At 46.5% G+C, this 10,850-nt stretch carries 12 protein-coding genes; 3 read left to right on the top strand and 9 right to left on the bottom strand.

What is annotated here, in order from left to right; genetic code table 11:
- Positions 1 to 762 precede the first annotated feature (762 nt).
- The 6 genes from QUB64_RS21255 to QUB64_RS21230 form a co-directional block, all read right to left on the bottom strand.
- On the bottom strand, positions 763 to 1,659 hold the full coding sequence (locus QUB64_RS21255; protein ID WP_333274785.1) for an AraC family transcriptional regulator: 897 nt from the start codon (positions 1,657 to 1,659) through the stop codon (positions 763 to 765).
- Between the two features lie 315 nt (positions 1,660 to 1,974).
- Entirely contained in the window at positions 1,975 to 2,424 is a 450-nt protein-coding gene (locus QUB64_RS21250; RefSeq protein WP_333274782.1) for a PDDEXK nuclease domain-containing protein, read from the bottom strand.
- A gap of 87 nt (positions 2,425 to 2,511) precedes the next feature.
- Complete coding sequence (locus QUB64_RS21245) at positions 2,512 to 3,024, bottom strand: DUF1016 N-terminal domain-containing protein (protein ID WP_333274777.1); 513 nt, start codon at positions 3,022 to 3,024, stop codon at positions 2,512 to 2,514.
- 433 nt (positions 3,025 to 3,457) lie between these two features.
- On the bottom strand, positions 3,458 to 3,940 hold the full coding sequence (petD, locus tag QUB64_RS21240; protein WP_333274774.1) for a cytochrome b6-f complex subunit IV: 483 nt from the start codon (positions 3,938 to 3,940) through the stop codon (positions 3,458 to 3,460).
- Between the two features lie 183 nt (positions 3,941 to 4,123).
- Complete coding sequence (gene petB, locus QUB64_RS21235; RefSeq protein WP_333274771.1) at positions 4,124 to 4,792, bottom strand: cytochrome b6; 669 nt, start codon at positions 4,790 to 4,792, stop codon at positions 4,124 to 4,126.
- Positions 4,793 to 4,988: 196 nt separating this feature from the next.
- On the bottom strand, positions 4,989 to 5,207 hold the full coding sequence (locus QUB64_RS21230; protein WP_333274768.1) for a hypothetical protein: 219 nt from the start codon (positions 5,205 to 5,207) through the stop codon (positions 4,989 to 4,991).
- A 176-nt stretch (positions 5,208 to 5,383) separates the two neighbouring features.
- Between QUB64_RS21230 and ctpA the strand changes: the two genes are divergently transcribed.
- Positions 5,384 to 6,673 (top strand): carboxyl-terminal processing protease CtpA, encoded by a 1,290-nt coding sequence (ctpA, locus tag QUB64_RS21225; RefSeq protein ID WP_333274765.1) that lies wholly within the window; start codon positions 5,384 to 5,386, stop codon positions 6,671 to 6,673.
- Positions 6,674 to 6,930: 257 nt separating this feature from the next.
- Here the strand turns inward: ctpA and QUB64_RS21220 are convergent, their stop codons facing one another.
- The 3 genes from QUB64_RS21220 to QUB64_RS21210 all read right to left on the bottom strand — a co-directional run bounded on the left by QUB64_RS21220 (position 6,931) and on the right by QUB64_RS21210 (position 7,898).
- The gene (locus QUB64_RS21220) at positions 6,931 to 7,347 is read right to left on the bottom strand and encodes a hypothetical protein (protein WP_333274762.1); all 417 of its coding nucleotides are present in this window, start codon (positions 7,345 to 7,347) and stop codon (positions 6,931 to 6,933) included.
- A 278-nt stretch (positions 7,348 to 7,625) separates the two neighbouring features.
- The gene (gene psaM / locus QUB64_RS21215; RefSeq protein ID WP_015174804.1) at positions 7,626 to 7,721 is read right to left on the bottom strand and encodes a photosystem I reaction center subunit XII; all 96 of its coding nucleotides are present in this window, start codon (positions 7,719 to 7,721) and stop codon (positions 7,626 to 7,628) included.
- 33 nt (positions 7,722 to 7,754) lie between these two features.
- Positions 7,755 to 7,898: a hypothetical protein gene (locus tag QUB64_RS21210; RefSeq protein WP_333274760.1), complete on the bottom strand. Its 144-nt coding sequence runs from the start codon at positions 7,896 to 7,898 to the stop codon at positions 7,755 to 7,757.
- A 180-nt stretch (positions 7,899 to 8,078) separates the two neighbouring features.
- On the opposite strand from QUB64_RS21210, the gene QUB64_RS21205 reads away from it, so the two are divergent.
- Together QUB64_RS21205 and QUB64_RS21200 are read left to right on the top strand one after the other, a co-directional pair.
- Positions 8,079 to 8,849, top strand: coding sequence for a TerC family protein (locus QUB64_RS21205; protein ID WP_333274757.1), 771 nt, complete (start codon positions 8,079 to 8,081; stop codon positions 8,847 to 8,849).
- 397 nt (positions 8,850 to 9,246) lie between these two features.
- On the top strand, positions 9,247 to 10,850 hold a 1,604-nt coding region (locus tag QUB64_RS21200; protein WP_333274754.1), incomplete at its 3' end, for a class I SAM-dependent DNA methyltransferase.

Below are 10,850 nucleotides of genomic sequence, written 5' to 3'. Positions count from 1 at the left end.
CTGTAGGGGCGGGTTCGCCAACAAACATCGAAGGCAGCAGACAGCTTAAATAAACCCGCCCAGCCCCACAAAAAATCCCCAATTGACTGTAGGGGCGGGTTCGCCAACAAACATCGAAGGCAGCAGACAGCTTAAATAAACCCGCCCAGCCCCACGAAAAATCCCCAATTGACGCGGAGAGCAAGATGTGAGTTTTAACTCACTTGGGCTATGAGATGGGGAATTAATTCTCCGGCGGGCTTGTGGGTGAATCCACAAACTCTTGAGTGCCAAAAATCTTGGGTGATTCCGATAGTCCGCCAGGGGTTAAAAACCCCTGTCTCATAGCGAAAGTCCTCGCTCAAGAGGACTGATATTGATGATGGTAATTTAATTGTTTTTTGCAGTCGGTTTTAACTGAGTCAATAGGAGATTTTTCGTGGGGCTGGGCGGGTTTATTCCAATTGTTGGTGAGAGTTAGAGATGGTTGGCGAACCCGCCCCTACAGGATTATTGACATTGGTGCAAAATCTCAGTTAAAACTCACATCTTGCACCATTCTCAATAGCCTGTAGGGGCGGGTTCGCCAACAGTTTTAAACGCAGCAAACAGGTTCAATAAACCCGCCCCCACCCCACGAAAGATGCCCAATTGACATTGGTGCAAGATTTCAGTTAAAACCGACTTGGGCTATGAGACGGAGAATTAATTCCCCGGCACACTTGCTGGCAAATCCGAAAACTCTTGAATACCAAATCTTTTGGGTAATTTCGATGGCTCAGATTAAAGTGAATCGCGATACTTCTTAGGAGTCACACCAACAATTTTACAGAAAGTCTTGCTAAAGTGACTTTGGTCTTTAAACCCGACTTGCTGCGAGATATATGCTAGGGAAAATCCCGGCTGTTTTAACAACAACTTGGCTTTTTCAATCCGGCATTTTGTCACATACTGATGTGGTGCAATTCCGGTAGATTGTTTGAACAAACGAGTGAAATAATAAGGACTCATGTGGACTAAATTAGCAAGTTCACCCAAATGCAAATCTCGGTTGAGATAGTCATTAATGTAGTCAATAACTATCTGCAATTGGCTAGGTTCGAGACCGCCTGCAAAATCTCCTAGCTTCGGTTTTTGTGCACAATAGTGGCGCAGTAAATGAAGTGAAAGAGCGTTTTTCAGTGCATCGACATAGAGAGTACCGTTTAATCCGCCTGATTCGAGTTCGGTTTTGAGGGCCCAGCCAATGCCGAAAATTAATGGATCGCGGGTTTGCCAGTGCGGTATAATTTCAATGGGATTGGCGTTTGTGGATTCGTGAACTGTATTGTCGAACTGAGTGGGGTCAAGGGCGATCGCTATAAATTCAGATTCTTCGAGTGCAGATGACTGGTAATAGTTACCAGCCGCAATAATGAACATATCTCCACTTTGCCAGCGATCGCACCCCCAGTCTTTCCCGTTCAGCATTCCTCCCACTCTAACTGGATTGAGGATAATGCCAATGCTGTGCTGTTGGAGACAGTGCTCGGGAGATTCGGTTGCGGGCTGATGGTGATATTCGACGTGAATTCCCTGCCAATTTGCCTCGTGACTCGATAGAATTGCCGGATGCGGCAGAATCGATTTCATCGCCTCTGTCTGGGCAAAATCAAGAATTAACGGCTTCTGTGAGGACATAGCTTGCACCTGCGGCAGTTGCTATTATTTTATAGGTCTGATGTTCCGCAGTTATGCAAAATATACCGAGGATTTACGCTGCATATTCTCGGTTTTTTGTCCAGTATTTGTAATAAAATTTAATGGGAGTTGAACCTGCCTCTTGTAGGGTGCGCCGCTGCTAGATGTTCGATTTGTACAGAAAGATTTAGGGTGCATCTCAGTTTTGCATTTGTAGTAGTGCGAGCTGTCGCGAGCTCGCGACAGCTCGCACTGTAAAAAAAATGCTTTTTGCAAAAATGAGATGCTCCCAAGATTTATGCCAAGGGACGCACCCTACGGTAACTCCTCATCAATTTCCATATTTACCGCTTCTAATTCAGCTTCCAACTGTTCAATACTCGGCAGACTCTCTTGCAACTGATCCGGTAACGCCTCTCGCAATTGATAAGTAGAAACGCCGATCGCCTTATTCATATCTCGCAAAGAATATTCCACAATTTTTTGCTTTTTATTCTTACATAAAATCATCCCAATAGTCGGCATATCATCCCGGTGTTTCAGTAAATCATCCACAGCCGAAACGTAAAAACTCATCTTACCCGAAAACTCCGGCTTAAACGCTTCCACCTTCAAGTCAATTACCACAAAACAACGCAAACGTAAATGATAAAACAATAAATCAAGATAAAAATCTTCCCCTTCAACCTCTAGATGATACTGACTCCCCACAAAAGCAAACCCTACCCCCAACTCCAGCAAAAAATCACGGATTCGTTCAATCAAAGCCTTCTATAAATCTCGCTCTTGCGCTGATTTCCCTAAACTCAGAAACTCAAAATTATAAGGGTCTTTAAATAACTGTTGAGCCAGTTATGATTGCGGGCTTGGCAGAGTGCGAGAGAAATTAGTATCAGCTTTACCTTGCCGTCGATACAGCCCACTTTCTATCTGATGAACTAACACATTTCGACTCCATCCTTGCTCGATAGTTTGGTGAATATACCACTCGCGTTCAACGGCATTTTTCACACTATCCAAAATGCGGAGATTATGCCCCCAAGGAATTTGTGCAACAACCTGCTGCACAAATTCAAAATCTGCGTAAGTTTCCGCAAAACTCCTCATATATTTAAGATTGCGAGATGAGAAACCTTTCATCTCAGGAAATGCTTTTTGCAAGTCAGCGGCCAAAGTGTCTATAACTTTCGTTCCCCATCCTTGCTGCTGTTGCCGATTTAAAATGTCCTGTCCGATTTGCCAATAAAGCAATACTAATTCTCGGTTAACAGAAAGTGCTGCCCGTACTTGAGCATTGCGGATTCGTTCTTTCAGTTCCCGCAGGAAAATATTATAATCTTCGGGAATTGATAAATTATCTACCATAGCTTAATCCTCCTGTGTTTTTCTGAATTATCGGCTCTAATACCATTGGCTCTCCTGGACTTATGGTGAAAAAGTGGGGGGTAGAGGGATAGCTCCATCATTCATCTTGAATTGAAAGCCTTATAGGGCAATGGTTTGAAGATAGATAAGGCTGAATTATCACCTAAACATCAGGAGAGCCATACCATTTCTCTCAATTATTGCTATAAGATATTTTGGGGTTTGTTTACAAGAGTTATTGCAGAAGCCAGGTGCGTCGCTACTCGAAAAGTTGATTTTATTCAGAAATTTTTAATGGCGACACACCCTACGGCTAAAATCTCAAATCTAACATCTCAAATCTACAATAAAATGACGCCCGCTAAGGTTTCCTAGAAGTACAAAAGCACTTTATAGGAAACCCGCGGGCGTCACAATCAAACAAGCTTAAATCTTAGAACAGACCCAGCGTGAAAGATTTGTCGATCGGGAAAATAGCACCAATACCCAACCACAGAGTTACCGCAGTTCCCAACAGGAAGACAGTGGTAGCCACAGGGCGGCGGAACGGATTTTGGAACTTGTTCACGTTTTCGATGAACGGAATCAAAATCAAGCCGAGGGGAACGCCAGCCATGCAAGCAATACCCAACAATTTGTTAGGTAAAACGCGCAGGAGTTGGAACACTGGCCACAAATACCATTCCGGCAGAATTTCTAGCGGAGTAGCAAAAGGATTAGCAGGTTCGCCAACTAAAGCTGGGTCAAGTACAGCCAAACCGACGCACAGAGAAATGGTTCCCATGATTACGATCGGGAAAACGTAGAGCAAGTCATTGGGCCAAGCTGGTTCGCCGTAATAGTTGTGACCCATGCCCTTAGCGAGCTTAGCGCGTAGCTCTGGATCGCTCAAATCTGGTTTTTTGATAATAGACATAGTGAGAGTCTTCTCCTTTTAGTTGTACCCGAACCTGGCATTCCGCTGTATTCGTTAGTCCAAATCAGCGGGGCGATCGCAGGAAGTATTGACCGTAATAAATATCATGAGAGATGAATTCTGAATTTTCAACCCAAAATTCAGCAGGGGGGCAAAAAAAATCCCACCCCCACAACTCAAAATTTACAATGGGCCAGAAATGCCTTGCTTGCGAATCATCAAGAAGTGAGCCAGCATGAAGACGATAATCAGCCAAGGCAACACAAAAGTGTGCAAGCTGTAGTAGCGAGTCAAGGTGCCTTGACCAACGCTGACACCGCCACGTAGCAGTTCTACAAGTGTAGAACCGACAAACGGGATAGCTTCGGGTACGCCGGAAACGATTTTAACGGCCCAGTAACCGACTTGATCCCAAGGTAGCGAATAGCCTGTGACGCCGAAAGAAACAGTGATGACTGCCAAGATGACTCCTGTCACCCAGGTTAATTCGCGGGGCTTTTTGAAGCCGCCGGTCAGGTAAACCCGGAAGATGTGCAAAATCATCATCAGTACCATCATGCTGGCAGACCAGCGGTGGATGGAGCGGATCAGCCAGCCGAAGTTGACCTCATTCATCAGGTATTGCACTGAAGAAAAAGCTTCTGCTACCGTGGGACGGTAATAGAAAGTCATGGCGAAGCCGGTGGCAAACTGGATTAGAAAACAAACTAGAGTAATTCCGCCCAAGCAATAGAAGATGTTGACGTGGGGAGGTACATACTTTGTAGTGATGTCGTCTGCGAGCGCCTGAATTTCCAGGCGTTCATCAAACCACTGGTAGGTTTTTGATTCGGTGATTTGTTTAGAAAACATGGAGCCAGAATTCCTAAAAGAATATTGCTGTGGTTGAGGTTCAGGGCAGCAGCCACAAGGTTTTTTGGTCGCCCCGTGCCGAGCAGTTGGCTTTTACTAGCAAATGCCTGAGGCTATTTTTAAATTTGGAGCCCACGAAAGGAAATCTTTTGTGCGATCGCCCGCGAGCACTGGGAAACTAAGCTGTAGCTTGTCCCTACTCGCTGGCGTTGCGCGATCGAATTCCAGACTGTGATAAAAAATGTAACATAATTGCTGTACAGATTTCACGGAGCGATGCTTTTGCCTTCGTCTCAAATAGCATTTTCTGCCAGCTCAACATCCGCCCCAAGCTGGCATACAGCCAAGAGCCGAGCCCAGAAGCAAAGTCCGAGCCGGCAGTTCGGGTGGCCCAGGCGTAAAATTTAATATTCATGATAAAAATTCACTAATTTTGCGATTAAATGTTACAATTAGCTAATTTTTTGTTCGCGGCTGGGCAATGATGAATCCTGAATGTCTCCGGGACAGTTGACTGCACAAAAGCTTAAAAGCTTACAAACTTAAAATACAGGAAATGCCATACTTGCCTATCTTTGACACAAAAAAATCATGCAGAGACGAGTTTTCCAGACAGCAATTATCTTCTTCGTCCAAGTCGTCCTGGTTCTAGGCGCATGGGCTCTTCCGGCGGCGGCGCTAACTCCAGAACAGCAGCTTTTGAGCGAAGCTTGGCGAATTGTCAACCGCTCTTATGTGGATGACACCTTCAACTCGAAAAACTGGTGGTCGATTCGCTCAAAAGCAGTCAAGGAACCGCTCAACGACAGACAGCAGACTTACACGGCGATTCAAGGGATGCTAGCGAATCTTGACGATCCTTTCACTCGACTGCTCAAACCGGAACAGTACCGCAGTTTGCAGGTCAACACTTCGGGAGAATTGACGGGTGTTGGGCTGCAAATTGCGATCGACCCCCAGACAAATACCCTGACAGTGGTGGCTCCTTTGTCCGGTTCGCCGGCGGATAAAGCTGGCATCCAACCGCTCGATCGCATTTTGAAAATTGACGGCACTCCTACCTCTGAATTGAGCCTAGACGAGGCTGCAACTCGAATGCGCGGCCGCATCGGCACTCCCGTTACCTTGACCTTGGGACGCGAAGGAAGGGAGGTTCCTGAAGACATTGAGCTGGTGCGCGATCGCATTGCTTTAAATCCGGTTTATGCCGAATTGCAGTCGGGGCCGGACAATTTACCGCTGGGCTACATTCGCTTGAGTCAATTCAGTGCTAACGCCACTGAGGAAGTCGCCCACGCCATAGAGCGTTTGGAAAAACAAGGCGCCGCCTCCTACATTCTCGATTTGCGGAACAACCCGGGCGGGCTGTTGCAAGCGGGGATTGAAATTGCGCGCTTGTGGATCGATTCTGGGACGATCGTCTACACAGTCAACAGACAAGGCATTCTCGGCAGTTTTGAGGCTTCTGGACAAGCCTTGACTGGCGATCCGCTAATTGTTTTGGTAAACAAGGGAACAGCCAGTGCTAGCGAAATTTTGGCTGGTGCGCTGCAAGATAACGGCAGAGCTCAACTGGTGGGCGAAAAGACTTTCGGGAAAGGGCTCATTCAGTCGCTGTTTGATTTGTCTGACGGTTCTGGGTTGGCTGTGACTGTGGCTAAGTACGAGACGCCGAACCACACGGATATTAATAAATTGGGGATTGCGCCCGATCGCGTAGTGCCGTTAGAACCGATTGCGCGCGATCGAATCGGGACTGAAGAAGACTTGCAATATCAAGCTGCACTGCAACTGTTGAAAGAAAAAACTGTGATGGCGAAGACGGCGGTTGAAACCAGGTTTACACAAACATTGTCCGCCTCCGCCGACGGAAGAGAATAAGGTAATTTGAACCACTCGTTCTTCAACCCGCTCTTCTGACGTTCGGCCAGAGCCAAGACGGCGAATGGAATTCGCGGCTACACAAACATTGTCCGCCGGACGCCGACGGAAGAAAATAAGGTAATTTCAACCACCCGTTCTTCAACCCGCAGGCGAGTGGGTTTTGTTTGTATAGCAGCGAATTCCATTCGCCCGCTCTTCTGTGTGCGCGGTGCACATCCTACAACAATCTTCAGATTAAGGTTGCTATCTCACGATTAAGGTTGCGGGGTGGATTCCTCGGCATCGGGTGCTTGGGGATCCTGCAAAATCACCGGACGTTGCTGGGGATCAACTCGATTGCTTTGCTCTTGCATGACACTTTTAGCCTGACTGGGGTCAAAGTAGCGGTTAAAGTCCGATCGCGACTTCTCTACTCGCTCGCTCGTAAGATTGACTTCAGCTTGGATTTCGTGCAATTTTTCTTGCACAGCCCGGTAGTGAGGCCAAAGCTGAATCAAAGCAGAAGTTGCACAGACTGAAAGAACCATGTTGACTGCTAACTTGACTCCTGTTTCGGCGGCGAGCGTTTGGTGAGGGTAGGAACGCTGGCGGCTGCTGCTGCGACGAGGAGTAACCCGAGGGGGGGTTTTTACAGGACGAAGTGGGGTAACCGTAGGTTGAATCGCTTGCATAATTTTTTTTTTCAAATACCTGAGACTGACGTTTGAGAGCGCAAAAGAGCAAATTCTGAGCTTAACGCACACCCGCCCCTGTTTGTCAGGGTGTTCACAGCCCTAATTTTTGAGACTGGGTGACGCCTGAGACGGAATTTGCCAATAAAAATGCCTGCCCTTGCAGTCTCGTCTTGCTGACCACAAACAATCTACTCCACGACGGCAGCAATTGTCTGTAATTTTGAGATTTAAGTGCAAGGGCAGGCGTTTTGCGGTTCGCTACTGGTGTCTCGAAACTACTTGTACAGTTCAGTTGACAGCCGGAAAGCCAAGATTCCGGGAATCAAAGCAATGACGAGCGCTACGTAGACTTGGGTATCTGTTAAAGACATCTGGGGAAAACTCCTTTTCGCGGGCACGAGCTTTCACCAATTTGAGACAAATTGGCGCTTTTGGGAATCATTTGTAACAACTTGCAACAAATTTGGCGCGTCGGGGGAGGATTGAGGGAGTCGGAGAGTGCGTCCGCCGGCAAAATCTTCGATCGGACTTCTAGGCTCAACATCCATCAGTTACATCCCTTAAATCCTGTACACTGCTACAGAAGCCGAACTTCGTTTGGACGATCGCCTGCGACAAAGTTAACGCTATAGGTTAAGATAAATGAAGGTGACACTCATTTTAGACAGAGCCGGTGATTTGCGCTGCGCTCTTGGCTTGCAAATCTTAGGTGCACAAAAAAATAGTTAATGCTAGATCAATTTCTCGACACTTCGCCCAATTTGGGAGTTGACACATTTTTATTATTGTTGGTGTTGGTGGCTTTGGAGGCTGTACTTTCGGCTGACAACGCGATCGCCCTGGCATCTATTTCCAAAGGCTTGGAAGATGAAAAGCTAGAGCAACAAGCTCTCAACATCGGTTTAATAATTGCTTTTGTGCTGCGGATAGCACTAATTTTAACGGCGACTTGGGTGATCCAGTTCTGGCAGTTTGAACTGGTGGGAGCCCTTTATCTGCTGTGGCTAGTTTTCCAGCACTTTGCCTTAGATGCTAACTCTGATGGAGAAGATCACGGCCCCAGATTTTCGTCTCTGTGGAAAGCAATTCCAGTGATTGCTTTCACGGATTTAGCATTTTCTTTGGATAGCGTTACTACTGCGATCGCAATTTCTGACCAAACTTGGCTGGTGTTGACTGGCGCAACAATTGGAATTATAACTCTGCGATTTATGGCCGGCTTGTTCATCCGCTGGCTCGATGAGTTCGTACACCTTGAAGCTGCTGGCTACATTACAGTCGGCTTCGTAGGAATGCGATTGCTGGTGAAAGTCATTAATCAAGATTTAGTACCTCCGCAGTGGCTGGTAGTTTCTTGTATCGCCTTGATGTTTGTCTGGGGATTTTCTAAGCGCACTCCCGAGGCGATCGAGATTGCAGAATCTGCGGAAGTTGCTGTCAATCTGCCGGATGTAGAAGTTACTGTGCCGGAACCGCAAGCACAGAAGTCCGAAATTTAACATACTTTCAACTGGATACAAGTAGTTTAAATCTGTCAATCTAAAAAGACTGAAGGCAGATTAAAATCTGCAACAATCTCACATCCCCGGACAAAAGTCACGGGGTTTTAAAGCTTTATTTTGTAACAACCGGAATTGAAATGTTTCATGTTGAAGCTGAGAGGTTGGCGAAGTTTTAATCGATAAGTAGCTCTACGCAAGAAAACCAAAATCGCTTGGGTTAAGATTGTCCGAAGAGAGCAACGAAGCAAACCGTGTCTATTTTTCATAGGGTTTGAGCGACTGGACTCTTTGAACCCAAGCGTATTACAAGAAAACTAAAATCGCGATCGCCATACTGTCCTCGATCGCCATATACTCTAAAACAGTAACTGCAAACATCCGGTAGCAAAGTTAAATGTTTGAGCAAACCTTTAAAAATATTGATAACGTTCTCCGGAATGAGGCGGGCTGTACTACGGAGTTAGACTATACAGAGCAAACCTCCTGGCTGCTGTTTTTGAAGTATTTGGATGATTTGGAGCAGGAAAGGGCATTAGAAGCAGAACTGGCTGGGAAGCCCTACGAGTTTATTATAGATGAGGCGCATCGCTGGTCATCTTGGGCGGCTCCCAAAAAGGCCGATACTTCGGCTACGCTGAGTAGCAATAGGATTGTCGATCGCGATAATGCACTGATTGGCGATGATTTGATTGATTGTGTCAACCGGAAGTTATTCCCATATTTACAGGGTTTCAAGCAACGCGCTACCAGTCCAGATACGATCGAATACAAGATTGGCGAGATTTTTAGCGAGATTAAGAACAGGTTCCAAAGCGGTTACAGCTTGCGGGATGCGCTGGAGTATGTGGACGAGCTACGTTTTCGCTCTCAACAGGAAAAACACGAGCTCTCCCATCTCTATGAAGCCAAGATCAAAAATATGGGCAATGCGGGGCGCAATGGTGGCGAATATTACACGCCGCGCCCGTTGATTCGCGCCATGATTCAAGTGGTAAAACCGCAGATTGGCGATCGTATTTATGATGGTGCTTGCGGTTCGGCGGGGTTTTTGTGCGAGAGTTACGACTATTTACGCCAGGGTAATCTGACGACGAAACAGCTAGAAATTCTTCAGAATCATACTTTTACTGGCAAAGAAAAGAAGAGTTTAGCTTATGTGATTGCGATCATGAATATGATTTTGCACGGTATTGATGCGCCGAATATCATTCACACCAACACGCTGACGGAAAATCTCAGCGACATTCAGGATAAGGATCGCTTTGATGTAGTGCTGGCTAATCCGCCGTTTGGGGGGAAGGAACGCCCGGAGGTGCAGCAGAATTTCCCGATTAAAACTGGGGAGACAGCGTTTTTGTTTTTGCAGCACTTCATCAAAATTATGAAGCGCGACGGTAGGGCGGCGGTGGTTATTAAAAATACGTTTCTGTCAAATTCGGATAATGCTTCGCGGGCGTTGCGTCAAGAGCTTTTGAGCAGTTGCAATCTGCATACGATTTTGGATTGTCCGGGTGGGACTTTTATCGGGGCGGGGGTGAAAACGGTGGTGCTGTTTTTTGATAAAGGAAAGCCCTTTGACTCGGTTCAGGGAATGCCTTTATTTTCTCAGGGTAAACCTTTAAATGAGGGAATGGCAACTCAGAAAATTTGGTATTATCAACTCGATCCAGGGCGGAATATGGGTAAAACAAACTCGCTCAATGATGAGGATTTACGGGAGTTTGTGGAGTTACAGGCTACGTTTGCTGAGTCGGATAAGTCTTGGCTGTTGGATGTTACTGATATAGATATGGAGACGTTCGATTTGTCGGTGAAGAATCCGAATAAGGCTGAAGAATCGGCGTTGCGGGAACCGCAGGAAATTATCGATGAGATTGCGGCGTTGGATGCGGAGAGTGCTGATATTTTAGCTGGAATTGGGGGGATGGCTTCGGCTTCGCTCAGCCAGCTAGAGATTTCCCTCAGCCCATTAGAGCTCGGGATTAACAACACAAGATA

The organism is Microcoleus sp. Aus8_D2 (assembly GCF_036702665.1).
Classification (GTDB): domain Bacteria; phylum Cyanobacteriota; class Cyanobacteriia; order Cyanobacteriales; family Microcoleaceae; genus Microcoleus.
The sequence above is the reverse complement of the archived record's forward strand: the minus strand, read 5'-3'. Positions and strand labels throughout refer to the sequence as shown.